Raw genomic sequence first — 19,671 nt, 5'->3', positions numbered from 1 at the left:
TAAAAATTCCTATTTTTACCCAATGGATGTAATTCTGCTATCTGTCTCGGTCCTGCTATTGCTTGCAGGAATTGCGGGCTGCCTGCTTCCCGTCATCCCGGGTCCCCCGCTTAGCTTCCTGGCACTTCTCCTCGTAAGCTTTACAAAATATGCAGAGTTTACAGTAAACTTCCTCATCATTACAGGAATTATTGCCGTATTGGTTACCCTGGTTGATCTGGCAGTTCCCGTATGGGCCACCAAAAAGTTCGGAGGCTCCAGGTACGGCATGTGGGGGGCGGGAATAGGCATCTTTGCCGGGATATTTTTCTTCCCGCCGGCAGGACTGCTGCTGGGGCCGCTTGCAGGGGCAATTGCAGGGGAGCTGATCAGGGGCGCTGGAGGGCGCAGGGCGGTGGTCGCGGGACTTGGCTCTTTTGCAGGGTTCCTGCTGGGAGTGGGACTTAAGCTTGCCGTTTCGGGCACCCTCACGGTTTACTTTGTAAGAGCCGTATTCAGCGCGTCATAGAACACCTGGAGTATTTCGGTCCTTATATTCATAATGCTGATAAGGTTATTGTCCCTTGTGGGATGAACCCTGTTTGACAGAAAAATATAGAGCAGGTCATGCTCCGGGTCCATCCAGACAAAAGTGCCGGTGAAGCCGCTGTGCCCAAAGCTGGACGGCGAAGCGCCCCTGCAGGGGTATGCCCTTTCGGGGGAACGGTCAGCATTGTCGGGCACAGGTTTGTCAAAGCCGATCCCCCTGCGGTTGTCGTTCTCAGGGAACTGAACCCGGGTAAATTCAGCGATCACTTCCTCCGAAAGGTATCTCCTGCCCCCATACTCACCCCCGTTGAGATACATCTGCAGTAACTTGGCAAGATCGACAGCCGATGAAAAAAGTCCGGCATTGCCGCTTACCCCTCCCAGCACGGCTGCAGCCTCATCATGAACATAACCGTGGACCACCTTTCTCCTGAAGTTGTTGTCTGTTTCAGTAGGTACGATCCGGTAGAGCGAAAAGAATCGGCGGGGATTGTACCGGAGGGTCCCCGCCCCGAGGGGCCTGAAGAAATCATCGTACAACGCCTCGGTATATGGTCTTCCGTCAACTCTTGACAATACTTCGGGCGATACTATAAAAGGCAGACAGGAGTACCTGTATTCACCTTGCGTGAACAGGTCGCTCCTCCTGATATCACGGTACACCCGGTCGCGGAAATCATCCCTCAGGTACAGATGAGTGCCTATTTCCGTGTTGTGACGCCCTGCCGGTTCCAACCTGTACCACCGCCTGATGTAATGCCCCCTTCTGACGGTCCGCTCCCAGTAGTTGATATAGGGGACGATACCCGACTGGTGTGTGAGGAGATCGCGCAGCAGGATATCCTCCTTGTTCGACCTTCTGAACAACCTGTTCTCCCAGTCATCCCAGTAGTGGCTGAGGGGCATGTCCAGGTCAAGACGTCCTTCGTCAACAAGCTTCATGTAAAGGGGCAGCGGGCCTGATATCTTGGTAACCGAAGCCAGGTCATACAGGTCATCCCGGTGCACGGCCACCCTGCGGTCATATGTGTGGTGCCCCCAGGCCTTGTCGAATATGACCTTTCCGTTCACGGCAGCAAGCACCCTGCATCCCGGGAATGCCTTCATCTCCAGTCCGCTCTTCACAATGGAATCAACCCTGTGCTGCAACATTCTTCCGTCAATCCCGGCCTCGCCGGGTACGGAAAATGCCAGCCTCCACCCTCCCGGTGTGGCAATTCCATGTCCCTGTTCAAAAATACTCCCTGCAGCCTCCGGCAGGTTGCCTCCGGTGGCTATGGCCCCGAAGAGAGCCTGTGCGGAAAGGTCCTGTGCAAGCGGTGTGTCATTGCCGGCCCACAGAAGTCCGGGCACACCGTCAATACCGCCCCACTGACCCAGGAACAGCAGGGGACCGAAAAAGACCACGGTGGCTTCTTTCTCAGCAAGGAATTCCGTCAGGCGGCCTGACAGGATGCGGTTATCAGGATTTGCAGGCAGGGCGGCAGCAGTGATACCCGCAATAATGCGGTCATGCCGCGACAACCTCACGAACGCCTCATCATATGATCTGATACAAAGAGGGTCAATGTTTACAACCTCCATGGCAAGGTAGTCGTTGAGCCTGGTTGCAAAAAACTCTGCCTGCCCCACGGTAAGGACTGCAAAGCTTCCCTTTTCAAGATCTGCCAGTGGCAAACGGGCATTATCGTTGACCAGCACTGTAAGAGAACGGGCGACCGCCTGCCTGGCGCCGGGCACCTCCTGTACCTGGAAAACAGTCCGTTCATGATGAACGGCATCAAATCCGGTTTTCGATGCAGGCTTGCCGGAGAATACCGGCGGGGCAGCACCGGCATAGGCCATTGAAGTGATGAGTACCACAAAAAACGAAACAACGGATCGCAGGAAGGGCATACTTCAGGAATTTTGAATTAATAAAGCGGCGCCGGAGTGCCGGCAAAGGCCATCCGGAAACTGAGCCAACTTCAAAAATAATCAAAAGAAAAACAAAGTGGCGACCCCGAAATATATTAGCAGTCCCGTTATATCAACCAGTGTGGTAATCGCGGGACTTGCAGCGACAGCCGGGTCGCCCCCGAGGCGCTTGACCAGCAGTGGAAGTCCGGCACCCAAAACCGTAGACGTTATGACCTGCAGGCTTAATGCAAGCGAAATGGCAAATGCAATAAACAAAAGGTTATATTCCGGGGGCACATCAGTCTCCCATGAAAGGAAAAGTATCTTGCCGAAAGCTATAACACCGAGTACCAGTGACAGCAGGAATGCTATCCTCGCCTCCTTGAACAGAATTTTCAGCCAGCTCCGGGCCGTTATCTGCCCGAGCGCGATCGCCCTGATGACCATGGTTGCAGCCTGTGAACCGGCGTTACCTCCCGTATCGGCAATCATGGGCATATAAAGAGCAAGAATGATAAGCGAAGTCATCGCCTCTTCGTAACGATGTATTATCATTCCCGAAATAATTCCTATCACGGCAAGAGACGACAGCCATACCACCCTTTTCCTGAAATGCCCGAACACTCCCGTTTCAACATAATTAAGGTCCTCCGGGGCATGCACAATACCCATGAATTTCTCCAGGTCCTCGGTATGCTCTGCCCGGATGACATCTATAGCCTCATCATGCCTGACGATTCCTGCAAGCTGCCGGTGGGCATTGAGAACCGGTATGGCAACCATATCATATTTCTCTATCTTTTGTGCAACACTCTCCCTGTCCTCTTTCACATCGGCCCAAACAAAGTCGGAATGCAATATATCTCCTACCGGGGTATCAGGTTCAGCCATGATGATATCCTTGAGAGTGACAAAGCCTCTCAGCTTCATGTTCTCGTCAACCACGTAAACATAGTAGATCATCTTTTTGGAGGGTGCATCCTGCCTGATCTTTTCAATGGCCCGGTTAACAGTCATATCTGCCCTTACCGTGGCAAAGTCGGTGATCATGATACTTCCTGCCGTCTCTTCCGGGAAGGAGCTGAGGAAGATAACGTTCTCACGGGTCCTTTTGTCCAGGAAAGGCAGCAGCTCAAGCTGCTGGTCCTTATCCAGTTCCTGGTAAAGGTCAGCCCTTATATCGGACGACATGTTGGTGAATATCCTGGCAAACAGCCGCCGGTCTGCAATATCGAACAGTTCAAGCAACTGCTCCATCTCCATGTTTGAGGCGATATCCCCGAGATCCTCATCAGCAAAATCCGGCAGAAGTTTCAGGATCTGTTCACCGGACAGGTTCTTAAGAAGTTCTGCAGTCTCAACCGACGGCATCTTTTTTAAGATCGCCCCGAGGGCTTCCATCTCGTCAGCCTCAATAAGACCCCTTACGATAGAGTGTCTCTGGTCCTTTACTATATCTACCATAACCCGGTGTTATTTATTTACATGAAAAATCCGCACAATAGATGGTTAAAGTCCCGGGTGGGCTTATAAACGGGCAGGGCCAAATAAAAAAAGCCCTTCCGTGGAAGGGGCATAACAGACATACAGACTGATTCGCGGGTTTGTGCCGCTAACCGGTATGAGAAAGATGCCCCTTGTTGAGTTTTAGCTCTGAATGACTTATTCCGTGCAAAACGGAAAGCTGCATTATGCCAAGCCTTAATCCGGCAGGGCCTGTTCTACCCATTGGCGTCTGTGGACGTTTTTGGGCAGCAGCCTGTGTTCATTCAGTAGCCTCACCTAACAGGCTAAAACCGGGCACAAAATTAAGAAGAATATTCTCAAAAAAAAAACAGCTGTTCACTAATAAAAAACCTGTAAAAAATTGCATTAATTCAAAAAACCGCTAATTTGCGCCGGTATTCTCAGCACAAAAAGAGGTTATAACTATGGCAATATCTGAAAAGCTCAAACCGGAACTGATCTGGAAATATTTTGAGGAAGTCAGCAGGGTGCCCCGGCCTTCAAAAAAAGAGGGGAAAATAACAGAGTGGCTGATCCGCTTCGCTGCAGAGCAGGGTCTTGAAATCAAAAGGGATGCCGCCGGCAACCTGCTTATAACCAAGCCGGCTGCCGGGGGATTTGAGAACAGGCAGACGGTTGTCCTGCAGAGTCATATGGATATGGTGTGTGAAAAAAATTCTGATGTGACCCATGATTTTGAAAATGACCCCATCATACCGGTAATTGACGGTGAGTGGGTCAGGGCAACTGGAACAACCCTGGGTGCGGATGACGGTATTGGCATGGCAGCCCAGCTTGCTGTTCTGGCCTCAGGCGATCTGCAGCACGGCAAGATAGAGTGCCTCTTCACCGTCGACGAAGAGACCGGTCTCACGGGTGCATTTGCCCTGGAACCGGGTTTCTTTGAAGGGAAAACCCTGATAAACCTGGACTCGGAAGATGAGGGAGAGCTTTTCATTGGCTGCGCCGGAGGTGTGGACACACTTGCAACCATGGAGTATGATGAGGAGGAGATACCCTCTTCCCATACCGGATTCATGGTTAAGGTCGGGGGACTTGCAGGGGGGCATTCGGGTGATGACATTCACAGGGGCAGGGGTAACTCCAACAAGATACTGAACCGCTTCCTTTGGAACCTGAACAACAGATATGATATGAAACTAGTATCATTTAACGGAGGCAACCTGCGTAATGCCATTCCAAGGGAGGCCGAAGCCCTGTTTTCAATCCACCGAGATGATGCCGGCGACATGAAGGAGTACTTCGGATCATTCAGGCAGGCAGTTATGACGGAAATGACCGAAGCGGACAGGGGACTGTCGATCTCCCTCAGTGAAGCTGAACTGCCGGGAACTGCGGTGGATGAGGACACGCAGATCGATCTTCTCTATTCACTTTACGCATGTCCACACGGAGTAATAGCATGGAGCCCGAAGATAGAGGGACTGGTTGAGACCTCCACCAGCCTCGCCTCTGTAAAATTTAAAGACAACAGGATCCTTATAACCACAAGTCAGCGGTCATCATCCGATTCCGCAAAGGCCGATGTGGCAGCTATGGTCGAAAGTGTTTTCAGGCTGGCAAATGCAAATGTAAAAAGAACCGGATCATATCCGGGCTGGAACCCCAACCGGGATTCGAAGATACTTAACCTTACAGAATCCGCCTATAAGAAGCTGTTCGGTAACGAACCGGTGGTCCGCGCAATACATGCGGGACTGGAATGCGGACTTTTCCTGGAGAAGTATCCCGGACTCGATATGATATCCTTTGGCCCCACTATAAAGGGGGCCCACTCGCCTGATGAGAGGCTGCATATCGGCTCGGTGACCCGGTTCTGGGACCTGCTGCTGGAGGTGCTCAGAACAATACCCTGAAGCCGGCATATCAGGCAGCCGGAAAGCCGGGTCCTGCTGCCGGCATCAGTTATCTAGACGCCCTGTCCCCGGAGGGCCGGTTCACCGGTCTCAGTCCGCCGGCTTGAACTCCTCTGTCCCTGCGCCGCACACCGGGCATTTCCAGTTGTCGGGAAGCTCCTCAAAGGGGGTTCCGGGTTCAATCCCGCCGGCTGCATCGCCGTTTTCCTGATCGTAAAGGTATCCGCATACCCTGCATTTGTGTCTCTTCATAGCTTTGTTTTCGTTCAATGGGTAAATAAAAGATATATTCCTGATTATAACAAGAAGCTGAGTAAAATACCTGCGGCAACTGCCGAACCAATCACGCCTGAAACATTGGGTGCCATGGCATGCATCAGCAGGTGATTGGTGGGGTCGTAGCGCAGCCCTTCATGCTGCACCACACGGGCGCTGTCGGGTACGGCCGACACACCGGCAGCACCTATCAGCGGGTTGATACGATCATCACCCCTGAGAAAAAGGTTCATCACTTTTGCAAAGACCAAGCCACCGGCAGTTGCTATCATGAACGAAACGGCACCCAGTACGAATATCAGCACAGATGTCGGGGTCAGGAACACGTTGGCCTGTGTTGAAGCGCCAACGGTAAGCCCAAGCAGTATGGTCACAATATCTATCATGCTGCCCCTTGCCGTTTCGGCAAGCCTCCTTGTTACACCTGATTCCTTGAGCAGGTTGCCAAAGAACAGCATCCCGAGAAGTGGCAACGAACTGGGTGAAATAAGCGCGGTAATGATTAGCCCGATAATGGGGAAGAGGATCTTTTCAAGCCTTGATACGGCCCTTGGAGGCTTCATTCGGATCAGCCTCTCTTTTTTTGTCGTAAGCAGCCGCATTATGGGGGGTTGTATAACGGGGACCAGGGCCATGTAAGAGTAAGCGGCAATCGCGATCGGCCCGATAAGGTTCCGCACGGTCGTGCCGTCAGGCAATATATTAACCCCGTCAGCCAGTTTGGAAGAGAGAAAAATGGCCGTGGGTCCGTCTGCCCCCCCTATGATGCCAATGGCGCCGGCTTCAGGCAGTGCAAAACCAAGCGAGAGAGCGCCAAGGAAAGTCAGGAATATACCTATCTGTGCCGCTGCTCCCAGCAGCATAAGGCGGGGATTCGAAATGAGTGATGAAAAATCGGTCATTGCACCTATTCCCAGGAATATCAGGGGCGGATAAACGCCTTTCAGAACCCCGAAATAGAGATAATTCATGACACTTCCCTCCTCGTAAACACCAAGCTGCAGACCGGCATCCTGCACAAAGGGCATATTCCCTATAATTATCCCTGTACCAATGGGTACAAGCAACAGGGGTTCATATTCATATCTGACTGCCAGAAATATGAAGATCAGTCCGATCGCAATCATAAATACATTGGCCCAGGTGATATTTACAAAACCGGAAAAACTGAAAAACGTCTGCAGCCCCTCTGCCGCTCTTGATCCTGTAGCCCTCAGGGGGGCGGTTGCATCCTGATGTATGCTGACATATTCGCCAAATGGGGGGTCTGAAAGGTGTATGGAAGCCTCCCGGGCAGCGGGAAACACAGGGGTGCCAATTAAATGTCCGCTACCCGACCACAACAGGGCCAGGAGTGCGATAAGGCCAAAAACGGTAAACAATCTCTTCATCTAAGAATATTTCTAAATCCCGGGCATATCATACCATTTCTATCAGGATATCACCCTGCAAAACACTAGATCCCCTGTTAACGTTAACAGATTCAACGACACCTTCCTTTTCTGCCCTGATCCTGTTTTCCATTTTCATGGCTTCCATCACCAGGATCACCTGGCCTTTTTTTATCATATCCCCGGGTTTAACCATGATCTCAATTATTGTTCCGGGCAGCGGGGCAACAACAGGTTCAGTTGATCCCTTCTCTCTCTTTTCTATATCTCCTTTGTCACTTGGAGGTAATTCGGCCCTGACAAGTGTCGGGGTCTTTGTCTTTTTAACTTCCCGGTGGACCTCTACGGAGTAGCTGGTGCCGTTGATCTCAATTTCCGCCGTTGTATCCTCAAAACTTTTTATCTCAGCCTCATATGTGTTACCACTGATGGTAAATTTGAACGTCTTCATATTCTAGTGCCTTGGATTTTGTCTTAACCCGTATATTTTTGAACTCCAGGGAGAATATCTCTTGGAGATCTTTTTTATCGTTATTACCCCGCTCTCCTCATCATGCATCTTGTTCAGATACAGGAAAAGAGCCATTCCAATTGCTGCATTTACCTCACCTGTAACCCGCAAATCGGTGTCTTTATCTGCCTCCGGTTTCATTCTTCCTTTATGAAGTATTCCCCTGAAGTCGAACTTCAGTATTGAGGGCATTTTGTAAAAGACCATGTACAAAAGCACCAGGGCTGCAAAAACAACAATGTAACCGACAAGGGCTACCGTGGCAGAGAAACCATCTATTTGGGTAAAGTCAAACATAAATTATAAGGGTATATTGGAATGTTTCTTCGGAGGATTGACATCCTTTTTCGTAACCAGCGTCTGCAGCGCCCTGATAATCCTGAACCTGGTATTTCTGGGTTCAATAACATCATCTATGTATCCGTGCCTGGCCGCCTCGTATGGATTAGCGAACTTTTCAACATATTCATTCTCTTTTTCGCTTATGTACCTGGCTTTTTCCTCATCCCCGTCAATTTGTGCAATATTCCTGCCTTCAAGGATTTCAACAGCGCCCCTCGCTCCCATCACCGCGATCTCGGCAGTGGGCCAGGCATAATTGATATCCCCGCGAAGCTGCTTGCACCCCATAACATCATGCGCACCTCCGTATGATTTCCGCAATGTGATGGTAACCTTGGGAACGGTAGCCTCTCCGTATGCGAAAAGAAGCTTTGCACCCTGAACAATTATCCCTCCGTACTCCTGGGCACTGCCGGGAAGAAAACCGGGCACATCAACAAACGTTACAACAGGTACGTTGAATGCATCGCAAAAACGGACAAACCTGGCAGCTTTACGTGAAGCGTCAATATCCAGCACCCCTGCCAGGTAGTTCGGCTGGTTTGCAACAATACCTGCCGGCATTCCGTTGAATTTTGCAAACCCGACAACTATATTACGTGCATAGTGCCGGTGCATCTCAAGAAACTCCTTGTTGTCAACAACCGAATATATTACATCCTTGACGTCATATGCCTGGTTTGATTCTTCAGGGATGATATCATTGAGTATGTCATCCGCCCTTTCGGAAGGATCGCCGGTTTCTGTTACCGGAGGATCTTCCAGGTTATTCTGGGGCAGGTATTCCAGCAGCTTCCGGATGATCATCAGGCCCTCCTCCTCATCCTCTGCCCTGAAATGGGCAACTCCCGATTTGGAGGTATGAACCTCTGCACCACCAAGATCTTCGGTACTTACAACCTCTCCTGTAACCGACTTCGTAACCTTTGGCCCAGTAACGAACATGTAACTGGTCTTCTCACTCATTATTATCACATCGGTAAGAGCGGGAGAATAGACCGCACCCCCGGCACACGGGCCGAATATCGCAGAGATCTGCGGTATGACACCCGATGCCATGATATTCCTCTGGAAGATCTCAGCATAGCCGGCCAGGCTGAGAACTCCCTCCTGGATACGCGCACCGCCGCTGTCATTGATCCCTATTACCGGGGCCCCTACCTTCATCGCCTGATCCATGATCTTGCATATCTTCTTCGCAAAGGTTTCCGACAGAGATCCGCCGAGAACGGTAAAATCCTGTGAATAGACATAAACGACCCGGCCGTCGATCGTTCCATGCCCTGTGATTACTCCGTCACCCGGGTATTTCTTATCCTCCAGTCCGAAGTCATTGCAGCGATGGGTAATAAACATATCATACTCTTCGAAGCTGCCTTCATCGAGAAGAAGCTCCAGCCTTTCTCTTGCCGTTAATTTACCTTTTGCATGCTGGGCCTCGATCCGCTTCTTCCCTCCACCCAGCTTTGCCTGTTCACGCAGCTCAATAAGTCTTTGTATCTTTTCCTGTTGGCTCATATTTAAAATTGGGATTTATTATCAAGCCAGACTGCAAGGCTTCTCCGGATCACCGTAAAACATCTATTTGCTTTTATCCTCACACAACTCGGTCAGTACGCCAAGAGTCGACCTTGGATGCAGAAAGGCGATATCCAGCCCCTCGGCACCTTTCCTGGGCTGCTGGTCTATTGTCTGCACACCCTTCTGTTTTGCATGTTCAAGCGCCTCTTCTATACCCTTCACAGCAAAAGCAATGTGATGGATGCCTTCGCCCCTCTTTTCTATGAATTTTGCAACGGGGCCGTCGGGTGATGTCGATTCCAGCAGTTCAACCTTCGTCTGACCCACCATGAAAAAGGCCGTTCTGACCTTCTGGTCTTCTACCTCTTCAATATTGTAGCATTTCAGTCCGAGCACATCCTCATAAAAACTGATCGCCTCTTTGAGATCTTTCACGGCAATTCCAATATGCTCAATGTGTGTTGTCTTCATGTCTCTGGTTTTTTATTACACAAATGTATCTACAATCCATATCTGACTGTATGATTTTTATCAACTAACAAAGTAATAATAAGTGCTTTTAAACATAAAGCCGGACTGCTGCGACAATGATCTGTCAGGGCATTGCAGACAGCCCTATTATGGGAGACGCGGCGCCTATATGCGGGGGGTTGCATTCTGCCTGCTGAATGCATGTGCGGCTCTGATCTGCCATGGCATAGTGTCCGGTATGATGCATGCAGATGCGGCTTTAATCCGTTATTGCATCGTAAACTACCTGCTGAATGCGGGTGCGGAGGTTCATCTGCAGCAGCTTGTTGTTGAACTGATCGGGGTGAACCCTGTTCGACAGGAAAATATATATTATCTCTTCAGCCGGGTCTGCCCAGGCCATGGTCCCGGTAAAGCCACTGTGGCCGAAGCTTTCAGGCGAGGCTGAAGATGCCGTAGGCCCGTTTCCTGAATTGTTTCGCTCGGGCTTGTCAAAACCTATACCCCGGCGGTTCCCATTATTGCTGTTCGGAGCCGACGTGAACCATTCAATGGTTTCAGGATCAAAGTACCTTACCCCTCCGTATACGCCTCCCTGCAGGTATAGCTGCATAAGCTTGGCAAGATCATTGGCATTCGAAAAAAGTCCGGCATGGCCGCCCACACCGCCCAGCATTGCAGTACCCGGATCGTGCACGTGTCCGTGAACCAGCTGCCGCCTGAAGATCACATCATTCTCAGTGGGAACAATTTCAGTTTCCGGGTACCTTTCAAGAGGAAGGTAAGTCATCCTGCCTGCTCCGATGGGTTTGTAGAAATTTTTCCATGCATACTGATCAAGAGGTTCCGAACCTATTCTTTCTATAATGCTTTTCAGGTAATAATACCCAAGGTCGCTGTACAGGTAACGGTTGCTGCTCCTCAGAGGGGAATCATTGATCCTTTTGTATATGGTGTCGCGCCATGCCCTGTTCATGAACATCCTGTTGGCAACCCTTACCGTATAATCTCCTCCGGCCTGGTCACTGAAAAGGCTGTCCAGGAACCGGTAGTTTCTGTTCATGAACATATTTGCTGCAAGCATATACGGATAATGAGCCGAAACCCTGCGGGAGAAAAGCTCCTCATCCGGCACAAGACTCTCAAAGGTGTCGTAATAGAATGGTATCCACGGTTGCAGACGTGCCTGGTGCATAAGCACATCCTTGATAACCAGGTCGAACTTATTTGTACCTTCCAGCTCAGGAAGATAATATCCCAGGGTTTTTGAAAGATCCAGCCTGCCCTCTTCAATAAGCCTCATTATTGCCGGAACAGAAGCAGCAATTTTCGTTATCGAGGCAAGGTCGTAAAGATCGGTTGTCCTTACCGGGTTTGTCTGCCTGTATGTGTGAAACCCGAAAGCCTTGTGATACACAACATTGCCACGCCTGGCCACAAGCACCTGGGCTCCTGGTATTGCCTTCTCACTAATTGCATTATTGACCAGTTCGTCAATTTTCTGAAGTTTCTCTGAATCGAGGCCTGCATCCTCAGGCACCGAGTACCTGAGTCTTCCCGTCAGATAAGTATCCTTCCCGGCTCCCGCAGTGAACCGGGAACTGACACTGACCGGCAACCTGCCCGATGCAGCAACCGCACCGAATATTAACTGCGCAGAGTATTGCTGTGCAACCGGGTTATCGTCATATGAAACAAGCAGGGCATCAACTCCCGAAAGATCGTCAAAGAAAGAGATTGCATAGGGTGAGGTGAAAAGGACAAGCACCAGGTTGTTCCTGGGGGCCAGCCTCCTGATGAAGTAGGATGTCTGGGGAGATACTCCGTACTGCCTTGACCGCCGGTTATCAGGATTATGAACACCTGCAATAACAAGGTCGTATTTGTCAAGCTCTGCCATCAGGTTTCCGAACTGCTGAAGTGTAGCATATTTACTGATCGAATAGTGCTTTACAGGTGAGTACAGCTCAAGCCCTTCCTGGAACTCTGTTCTGCTCCCGTCGCCAATTGAGACGCTGGCAATGCGGAGTGTATCGGGCCGGACAAGCGGCAGCATTTCATTACGGTTTTCAAGCAGCGTGAGGGAAGCTCCGGTAATCCTCCTGAAGTTCACCCCGGCAGATGGCCGGTTAAGGTCCCGCATAATGTCCGATGTATCAACATGGCTGAGACTGTTCAGCCCTAACCAGTATTTAACCTGCAGCACCCTCCTGCACCTCTCTTCGATGATCTCTTCCGGAATGATCCCGCTTTCTACGGCCTCCAGTATTGCAGCAACGGCCCTGTCAACATCCGGCGGCATAAGCAGTATATCGTTACCGGCCAGCAAAGCCTGCACTTCAAGATGGCCCGGACTGAAATGGTCGGTTACACCACTCATACCAAGGCCATCGGTAAAAACCAGGCCACGGAATCCGAGGGTCCTCCTCAGAAGTTCCTCAACAGCCAGCGGAGAAAGCGATGTCGCAAGCATGGGTGTGCTGTCTATTGCGGGTACCTGAAGATGTGCAGTCATGATCCCGCCTGCACCCTTGTCAATGAACTCCTTAAAGGGAACAAGCTCGAGGGTGTCGATCCGTTCAATGGAATGAGGAATAAGCGGGAGCGTATGGTGGGAATCCATGTCTGTATCACCGTGCCCGGGAAAATGTTTGCCCACGGCAAGCACCCCGTTATCCTGCATCCCATTCATCAGATGCAGACCCTTGTCAGCTACATTCCACCTGTCATCGCCAAATGACCTGCTGCCTATAACGGGATTCCGGGGGTTGACATTGATGTCAAGAACAGGTGCAAAGTTTACGTGCGCACCTACCCGCCTCATCTGGTGGGCAATCTCAGCACCCATTTCATATATAAGCCTGTTGTCCTGCACTGCTCCGAGGACAATATGGCGTGGCCATGACATAGTGCTGTCAAGACGCATTTCGAGTCCCCACTCAGCATCCATGGCGATCATCAGGGGTGTAGCAGCATGCGACTGGTAACGGTTGGCCATATTGGCCTGCCTTACAGGCCCTCCCCTCATAAAGATAAGTCCCCCGATATTATACTCGCTTATCAGCCTCAATATCTCATCCTCATCGGCATACCGGGAATCGGAATATGCCTCGGCCATTATAAGCTGACCTATTCTCTCTTTCAGGGTAAGGGAGTTAAGAACGGAATCAACCCATCCGTCGCCTACCCCTGCATACGGCGGCGGTATTATCCTTCCTTCCTGGGCTGCCAAATTCAGCACTGGAGGATGATTAGCCGGAAGAAGAAGGAGGACCAGTATTACAGGAAACAAGAACCGGGAAAATGAAAACATAATCCAAACCTGATAAAAAGTTGCAAGCAAGTAATCCGGGAAAAAATGCCGGTCAGCAACGCAAAGATACTTGATTACCCTGTATTGCCCAATAAATACGGTTTTTTTTAAAAAAAATTGCATGTACTTTTACAACCATAATAATTAATGATTGAATTAATCAACTGAGTTCAGACATGACAAAAAAAATTACAGTTTTTACGTTACTGCTGTTTGCATTCTGCATTACTGCAGCCCGAGAGGAAGCCAGGTTGCTGAGGTTTCCCGCAATTCACGGCGATCAGATAGCATTCAGTTACGCCGGAAGCCTTTATACGGTAAGCAGTTCAGGGGGGACAGCCAGGAAGCTTACCGGGCACGACGGTTATGAGATGTTTCCCAGGTTTTCGCCCGACGGTAAACATATCGCTTTTACCGGCCAGTATGACGGCAATACCGAGGTGTTCCTCATTCCCGCCGGAGGCGGCGAGCCTGAGAGGCTGACTTACACTGCCACACTGGGGCGTGATGACCTGGGAGACCGTATGGGGCCCAACAATATTGTGATGGGATGGACACCCGACGGCAGCAGTATAACATTCCGGTCGAGAAAAAGATCGTTCAACTCTTTCAAGGGGCAGCTATACAACGTCCCGGCAGAGGGGGGACTTCCGGTTCAGCTTCCCCTTTCAGAGGGAGGTTTCCTCTCCTACTCGCTCGACGGACAGAAGTTTGCATACAACAAGGTGTTCCGTGAGTTCCGTACCTGGAAATATTATGAAGGTGGAATGGCCGATGATATCTGGGTATACGACAGGGTTGCGCGGACCAATACCAACATAACAAACAGCAAATCACAGGACATAATCCCCATGTGGGTAAGAGATGAGATATACTTCCTTTCCGACAGGGAGCGTATCATGAACATGTATGTTTATAACACCAATACCGGAGAGACCAGGAGAGTGACCAACTTTGCCGAATATGACATTAAGTTCCCGTCCCTGGGCAGGAACTTCATCGTATTTGAAAACGGCGGATACATATATAAGTTTGATACCAGGACGAAGGAGTATGAGAAGGTACCCATAACAATTACAGGTGACTTCGTTCATGCAAGGGCTGAATGGAAGGACGTCTCCGGATCGGTACGCTCGGCCGGAACATCGCCCAATGGCGAAAGGGTGGTCTTCTCGGCAAGAGGAGAGATCTTCAATGTGCCCGTGACAAAAGGCATTACAAGGAACCTGACCCAGTCACCCGGCGCCCATGACAGGAATGCCAGCTGGTCGCCCGACGGCGAACACATTGCCTGGGTGTCTGATAAAGGCGGGGAATTTGAGATTTACATGCAAAAACATGATGGCTCCGGGTCTCCGGTTCAGCTGACTTCTGCAGGCGACACCTACATATTCGGTTTCCAGTGGTCGCCCGACAGCAGGAAGATACTTTATCACGACAAGAGAAACAGGCTGAGGATAGTGGATGTAACTACCCGAACCATAACTGATGTAGCCTACAGCGGATTGTCGGTTATCTCAGACTACAGCTGGTCGCCCGACAGCAGGTGGATAGCATTTACAAGGCCCGAACGCGGAATGAACATCATCTGCCTCTATAATGTCCAGAACGGCAGCATCCATGAGGTAACCGACAAATGGTACGCATCGGGTAACCCGACTTTCAGTACAGACGGCAAATACCTGGTATTCACCTCCAGGAGGGATTTCAACCCCACTTACAGCCAGACCGAGTGGAACCATGCATACACTGACATGACCAGAATATACCTGGTTACTCTTGCAAAAGAGACACCCAGTCCCTTTGCCCCAAAAGATGATACGGTAGAAACAGCCGGCAGCAGCGGTTCGGCCGGACAATCATCAGGTCCTGACAGGCAGCCCGGAGATCCGATAAAGGTGGATATCGAGGGCATCGGTAACAGGATCGTCTCGCTTCCGGTTTCCCCTTCGAACTATTTCAGCGTTGTTGCCACAGGCGACCGCATCTATTACAATGAGAGGTCGACCGGCGCAGGAGCTACCAGCATGAAAATGTATGACCTTTCCAAAGAGGAAGAGACAAAACTTGGTGAGAACATATCCTTCAGCCTCTCTCCCAACAACAGGAAAATGCTTGTCCGCATCCGCAACAACTTCGCAGTCATCGACCTGCCGTCATCCCCCATCAACGTTTCCGACCACATTGACCTGTCCGGTCTCAGAGCCTGGGTTGACTATTCAGAGGAGTGGCAGCAGATATATGACGAAAGCTGGAGACAGATGAGGGACTTCTTCTATGATCCGAACATGCATGGGGTGGACTGGGAAGCGATGTATGAAAAGTACAATGTTCTGGTCCCCCACGTGCGTCACAGAACCGACCTGACCTACATAATAGGCGAGCTTATTGCCGAACTGAATGTGAGCCATGCATACGCACAGAACGGTGAACGGCCCATGCCCGAAAGGATCAATATGGGACTGCTGGGTGCAGAGCTTAGTACTGACGAATCAGGTTTTGCCAGGATTGATCGCATACTTGAAGGAGCCAACTGGAGCAGCAATCTGCGATCACCACTTACAGAGATCGGCATGAATGTCGAACCTGGTTATTTCATCCTTGCCGTAAACGGAAATCCGGTTAATGAAGTTGATAACATATACAGCCTGCTCATCAATACCGCCGGCAGACTTGTGGAGCTGACCGTCAACAGCAAGCCTGATCTTGAAGGCAGCCGTAAAATACTGGTTACACCTGTTGCCGACGAGGCCGACCTCTATTATTATAACTGGGTCCAGGATAATATTCGCAGGGTCGATGAAGCAACGGGCGGACAGGTTGGCTACATTCACATACCCGATATGGGTGTAAACGGACTTAACCAGTGGGCAAGGCTTTATTACCCGCAATTGCAGAAACGCGGACTTATCATAGATGACCGCGGCAACGGTGGTGGTAACGTTTCACCCATGATAATAGAGAGGTTGCAGCGGACAATGACCTATGCCACCATGCATACAAACCAGACGGTAGGTTCTGTGAACCCGGTAGGCACGCATGTAGGTCCGAAGGTAGCGCTGATAGACAGGTATTCGGCATCTGACGGCGATCTCTTCCCCTACAGGTTCAGGCAGCACAACATCGGGACAATCATCGGTGTCACAACCTGGGGAGGAGTTGTCGGCTACAGCGGAGCCATACCCTGCATGGACGGGGGCTCGATCATTACTCCATCATATGCCCCATATGCGGCAGACGGAAGCGGCTTTATCATTGAGGGCGAAGGGGTTGAACCCGATATCTGGATCGACAACGATCCTGCCAGGGAGTTCAGGGGGATTGATGACCAGCTGAACAAGGCAATAGAAGTGATACTTAAGAAGATTGAGGAGTGGGATCAGTGGGTTCCTCCAATACCCGAATTTCCCGATAAGAGCAAATAATGACGTGAACATACCCGTGGCCCGGGAAAGGCACAGGGACAGGCCTGAATGCAGGAGTTAAACCCTCCGGCATCCGGGCCTGTTGCCTTTATGCGCTCCGGTGGAAACCTAGCGGCTCCTCAGGTAATTCTCAATGCTCCGGTCATAGGTCCTTTCTGCACTTTCACTGAAGTAACACGCCGGGAGTTGTCCCATCCGCCGATGATAGTGAAGGCATTCGCAGCACATCCCCTTGCGGCTGCAAGAATATGTACAGTTACAAATCTCTTTGTTCTTTTCGATCTTGCATTCCATAACTGTTGCTTATTGTTTGTCATGATCTGTCAGCCCGCCAATATACAAAAGATCACACCCTGAAGCAAGAATTATACCCTGAAGAAACAATGATATTACCCGGCCAGTCAGTACGGGAGTTGTATCTTCCCTTACAATCTGATTAATATATCAATACATTTAGATTATCTTTGCAGTTGTAAACTAAACCCAGGGTAAAAATCATCATAAAATGGAAATGATTATAAGTTTTGAGGATGGCAAGAAAGTTAATGCAGAATACAAGGGCATGACAATTAAAACTGACCAGCCGGCCAAGGCTGGTGGTGAGAGCAGCGCACCGGAGCCCTTTTCCCTGTTTCTTGCTTCAATCGGGACATGTGCCGGCATATATGTTAAATCATTCTGCGATCAGAGAGATATACCTTCCTCCGGGATCAGGCTGGTCCAGACAATGAATTATAATCCCGAAAAAAGGCTGATTGACAAAATAAGCATAGAAATTCAACTGCCGGCCGGTTTTCCTGAAAGATACAGGGATGCGATAAAAAAGGCAGCAGACCTGTGCACTGTAAAGAAGCACCTGGCCTCGCCACCTGAGATTGCGGTGCAAACAATCCAGGATAGTAAATAGCAGTATCAACGGCTCTCTGAGCCAATAATCTCGAACTCAATCCGCCGGTTCAATGCCCTGCCCTCTTCGGTCTCATTTGTTGCTACCGGCATTGTTTCGCCAAATCCGCGGTATTCAACTCGTTGGGGACTAATACCGGCCTGGTAAAGGTAACCGGCAACCGATTCAACCCTCCGGTCCGACAGTTCCTTGTTGTAATCTGCACCTCCTACATTATCGGTATGACCGTTAATGCGTATCCTGATAGCCGGATTGTTGTTCAGGAAACTCACAAGGTAATCGAGCTCGACGATTGATTCCGGTTTCAGCTCGTAACTGTCAAACTCAAAAAATATGTTTCTGAGTACAGTCTTTTCACCCTCTCTTATAGGATTAAGCGGAATATCCTTCAGGTAGGGATCGGACTGGGGGGTAAATCCGCTAAGGGAAAAATGGTCAGAATAAAAAAGGTAGCCCTCCCCGGAAACATTCAGGGCATAATTCCTGCCCATGGTTATCGGAACCAGGAACTCACCCGTTACAGGATCTGAAAGAGATTGTATTACAGTCTCAGCGGTCTCCAGGTCAATCAGTTCAAAACCGGCAGACAAACGCCTCCGGGTTTCAGCGTCAAAAACGGTGCCTTTCATATAGGAGACTTCCTTTGGGCGTACTTCGGGGTAGAGCTCAAATGTATATATATCCCTTACGAGTCCGGTCATCCTGTCGGAGGCAAAATAACCCCTGTCGCCCCTTGCATTTACTATAAGACCGATCTCATCATGATGGGTATTGAGCGGATACCCGAGGTTCAACGGTGCGGTCCAGCCTCCCTCGTCATCCCTGCGAATAACAAACAGGTCATACCCCCCCATACCGGTGTGCCCGTCTGATGAAAAGTAGAGCGTCGTGTTGTCAGCATGGATGAAAGGCGACATCTCATTGCCCGGGGTATTGATCACTTCTCCCATATTAACGGGAGCGTCCCATCTGCCGTTCCCAAGGTAGTTTGAATACCACAGGTCCATATTGCCTAGGCCTCCCCTGCGGTTACTTGAGAAAAACAGGGTCTGGCCATCGGGTGTTACCGAAGGCTGGGCTTCCCATGCCGTGGTATTGACCGGCGGACCGAGATTAACAGGCTCCCCCCACTTGTTGCCGGTCCGCTCGGCAAAATAAATGTCACAACTGCCATGTCCGTCCTCACGGTTGCAGCCTGTAAAGAATATCAGCCTGCCGTCGGCGGTAACAGAGGGTGCTCCTTCATTCAGTTCGGAGCTTAGCGGAGGCCCTATTTCCCGGGCAGGGGTCCATTCATTGCCGGCAAAGTAGCTGACATAGAAATCCTCCCTTAAATTGGGCGGAACCCTTCTTCCTGAAGTATCCCGTTTAGTCTGTCTGGTGAAGATCAGTACCTGCTCATCGGCTGTCAGGGTGGGCCAGTACTCATCATCTTCCGAATTTATGGCGGGGCCTATATCCACCGGATCAAAGGGCACCGGGTTCTTCATGGCTTCTATCGCAAACTCACAGTTCAGTATCTTCTGACCGGCCGATCTCCGGATCCTTTCCGGAACATCATTGTAAGAGGATAGTTTATTGTAGGAGGTACGGGCCTCCTCATATCTTCCCAGGGCCATTAATGCATTACCCTTGTTAAAATATACAAGCGGGTAAAATTCTGCATTGACAGACACGGCTTGTCTGAAATGGTCGACTGCATCG

General features: G+C 50.3%; 16 protein-coding genes. 5 read left to right on the top strand and 11 right to left on the bottom strand.

Going from position 1 to position 19,671, the window contains the following annotated elements:
- The first annotated feature begins 22 nt into the window (after positions 1–22).
- Positions 23–508: a DUF456 domain-containing protein gene (locus EA408_09385; protein ID TVR71208.1), complete on the top strand. Its 486-nt coding sequence runs from the start codon at positions 23–25 to the stop codon at positions 506–508.
- Here the strand turns inward: EA408_09385 and EA408_09380 are convergent.
- On the bottom strand, positions 475–2,424 hold the full coding sequence (locus EA408_09380) for a hypothetical protein (GenBank protein TVR71207.1): 1,950 nt from the start codon (positions 2,422–2,424) through the stop codon (positions 475–477). The two genes, EA408_09385 and EA408_09380, sit on opposite strands and share 34 nt — an antisense overlap.
- A gap of 81 nt (positions 2,425–2,505) precedes the next feature.
- Positions 2,506–3,891: a magnesium transporter gene (gene mgtE / locus EA408_09375; protein ID TVR71206.1), complete on the bottom strand. Its 1,386-nt coding sequence runs from the start codon at positions 3,889–3,891 to the stop codon at positions 2,506–2,508.
- Between the two features lie 227 nt (positions 3,892–4,118).
- On the opposite strand from mgtE, the gene EA408_09370 reads away from it, so the two are divergent.
- The gene (locus EA408_09370) at positions 4,119–4,319 is read left to right on the top strand and encodes a hypothetical protein (GenBank protein TVR71205.1); all 201 of its coding nucleotides are present in this window, start codon (positions 4,119–4,121) and stop codon (positions 4,317–4,319) included.
- 39 nt (positions 4,320–4,358) lie between these two features.
- Entirely contained in the window at positions 4,359–5,810 is a 1,452-nt protein-coding gene (locus EA408_09365; GenBank protein ID TVR71204.1) for an aminoacyl-histidine dipeptidase, read from the top strand.
- Positions 5,811–5,900: 90 nt separating this feature from the next.
- Here the strand turns inward: EA408_09365 and EA408_09360 are convergent, their stop codons facing one another.
- The 7 genes from EA408_09360 to EA408_09330 form a co-directional block, all read right to left on the bottom strand.
- On the bottom strand, positions 5,901–6,062 hold the full coding sequence (locus EA408_09360; GenBank protein TVR71284.1) for a rubredoxin: 162 nt from the start codon (positions 6,060–6,062) through the stop codon (positions 5,901–5,903).
- A 44-nt stretch (positions 6,063–6,106) separates the two neighbouring features.
- Complete coding sequence (locus EA408_09355; protein TVR71203.1) at positions 6,107–7,477, bottom strand: sodium ion-translocating decarboxylase subunit beta; 1,371 nt, start codon at positions 7,475–7,477, stop codon at positions 6,107–6,109.
- Between the two features lie 28 nt (positions 7,478–7,505).
- Positions 7,506–7,928, bottom strand: coding sequence for a biotin/lipoyl-binding protein (locus EA408_09350; GenBank protein TVR71202.1), 423 nt, complete (start codon positions 7,926–7,928; stop codon positions 7,506–7,508).
- 3 nt (positions 7,929–7,931) lie between these two features.
- A complete protein-coding gene (locus EA408_09345) occupies positions 7,932–8,285 on the bottom strand; it encodes a hypothetical protein (GenBank protein ID TVR71201.1) in 354 nt (117 codons plus the stop codon).
- Positions 8,286–8,288: 3 nt separating this feature from the next.
- The gene (locus tag EA408_09340; GenBank protein TVR71200.1) at positions 8,289–9,848 is read right to left on the bottom strand and encodes an acyl-CoA carboxylase subunit beta; all 1,560 of its coding nucleotides are present in this window, start codon (positions 9,846–9,848) and stop codon (positions 8,289–8,291) included.
- Between the two features lie 63 nt (positions 9,849–9,911).
- Positions 9,912–10,322 carry a methylmalonyl-CoA epimerase gene (gene mce / locus EA408_09335; protein ID TVR71199.1) on the bottom strand — a complete coding sequence of 137 codons (411 nt, stop codon included), beginning with the start codon at positions 10,320–10,322 and terminating at the stop codon, positions 9,912–9,914.
- A 259-nt stretch (positions 10,323–10,581) separates the two neighbouring features.
- The gene (locus EA408_09330) at positions 10,582–13,758 is read right to left on the bottom strand and encodes a hypothetical protein (GenBank protein ID TVR71198.1); all 3,177 of its coding nucleotides are present in this window, start codon (positions 13,756–13,758) and stop codon (positions 10,582–10,584) included.
- Between the two features lie 53 nt (positions 13,759–13,811).
- Here EA408_09330 and EA408_09325 point away from each other — a divergent pair, with 53 nt between their 5' ends.
- Entirely contained in the window at positions 13,812–17,060 is a 3,249-nt protein-coding gene (locus EA408_09325; protein ID TVR71197.1) for a protease, read from the top strand.
- 108 nt (positions 17,061–17,168) lie between these two features.
- Here EA408_09325 and EA408_09320 read toward each other — a convergent pair whose 3' ends face one another.
- Positions 17,169–17,354 carry a hypothetical protein gene (locus tag EA408_09320; protein TVR71196.1) on the bottom strand — a complete coding sequence of 62 codons (186 nt, stop codon included), beginning with the start codon at positions 17,352–17,354 and terminating at the stop codon, positions 17,169–17,171.
- A 211-nt stretch (positions 17,355–17,565) separates the two neighbouring features.
- Here EA408_09320 and EA408_09315 point away from each other — a divergent pair, with 211 nt between their 5' ends.
- Positions 17,566–17,967, top strand: a complete 402-nt coding sequence (locus EA408_09315) for an osmotically inducible protein C (GenBank protein TVR71195.1) — start codon at positions 17,566–17,568, stop codon at positions 17,965–17,967.
- A 5-nt stretch (positions 17,968–17,972) separates the two neighbouring features.
- On the opposite strand, the gene EA408_09310 is transcribed toward EA408_09315, so the two are convergent.
- A partial coding sequence (locus tag EA408_09310; GenBank protein TVR71194.1) for a tetratricopeptide repeat protein occupies positions 17,973–19,671 on the bottom strand: 1,699 nt, incomplete at its 5' end.

It is taken from the genome of Marinilabiliales bacterium (assembly GCA_007695015.1).
Taxonomy (GTDB): domain Bacteria; phylum Bacteroidota; class Bacteroidia; order Bacteroidales; family PUMT01; genus PXAP01.
This window is presented reverse-complemented; position numbering and strand designations above follow the sequence as displayed.

Bases quoted from the DNA above. Each gene is read 5' to 3' on its own strand.
- mgtE (TVR71206.1), bottom strand. From the start codon at position 3,891: ATGGTAGATATAGTAAAGGACCAGAGACACTCTATCGTAAGGGGTCTT.
- EA408_09355 (TVR71203.1), bottom strand. From the start codon at position 7,477: ATGAAGAGATTGTTTACCGTTTTTGGCCTTATCGCACTCCTGGCCCTG.
- EA408_09360 (TVR71284.1), bottom strand. From the start codon at position 6,062: ATGAAGAGACACAAATGCAGGGTATGCGGATACCTTTACGATCAGGAA.
- EA408_09315 (TVR71195.1), top strand. From the start codon at position 17,566: ATGGAAATGATTATAAGTTTTGAGGATGGCAAGAAAGTTAATGCAGAA.
- EA408_09325 (TVR71197.1), top strand. From the start codon at position 13,812: ATGACAAAAAAAATTACAGTTTTTACGTTACTGCTGTTTGCATTCTGC.
- EA408_09380 (TVR71207.1), bottom strand. From the start codon at position 2,424: ATGCCCTTCCTGCGATCCGTTGTTTCGTTTTTTGTGGTACTCATCACT.
- EA408_09340 (TVR71200.1), bottom strand. From the start codon at position 9,848: ATGAGCCAACAGGAAAAGATACAAAGACTTATTGAGCTGCGTGAACAG.
- EA408_09320 (TVR71196.1), bottom strand. From the start codon at position 17,354: ATGGAATGCAAGATCGAAAAGAACAAAGAGATTTGTAACTGTACATAT.
- EA408_09350 (TVR71202.1), bottom strand. From the start codon at position 7,928: ATGAAGACGTTCAAATTTACCATCAGTGGTAACACATATGAGGCTGAG.
- EA408_09330 (TVR71198.1), bottom strand. From the start codon at position 13,758: ATGCAATTTTTTTTAAAAAAAACCGTATTTATTGGGCAATACAGGGTA.
- EA408_09365 (TVR71204.1), top strand. From the start codon at position 4,359: ATGGCAATATCTGAAAAGCTCAAACCGGAACTGATCTGGAAATATTTT.
- EA408_09345 (TVR71201.1), bottom strand. From the start codon at position 8,285: ATGTTTGACTTTACCCAAATAGATGGTTTCTCTGCCACGGTAGCCCTT.
- EA408_09385 (TVR71208.1), top strand. From the start codon at position 23: ATGGATGTAATTCTGCTATCTGTCTCGGTCCTGCTATTGCTTGCAGGA.
- mce (TVR71199.1), bottom strand. From the start codon at position 10,322: ATGAAGACAACACACATTGAGCATATTGGAATTGCCGTGAAAGATCTC.
- EA408_09370 (TVR71205.1), top strand. From the start codon at position 4,119: ATGCCAAGCCTTAATCCGGCAGGGCCTGTTCTACCCATTGGCGTCTGT.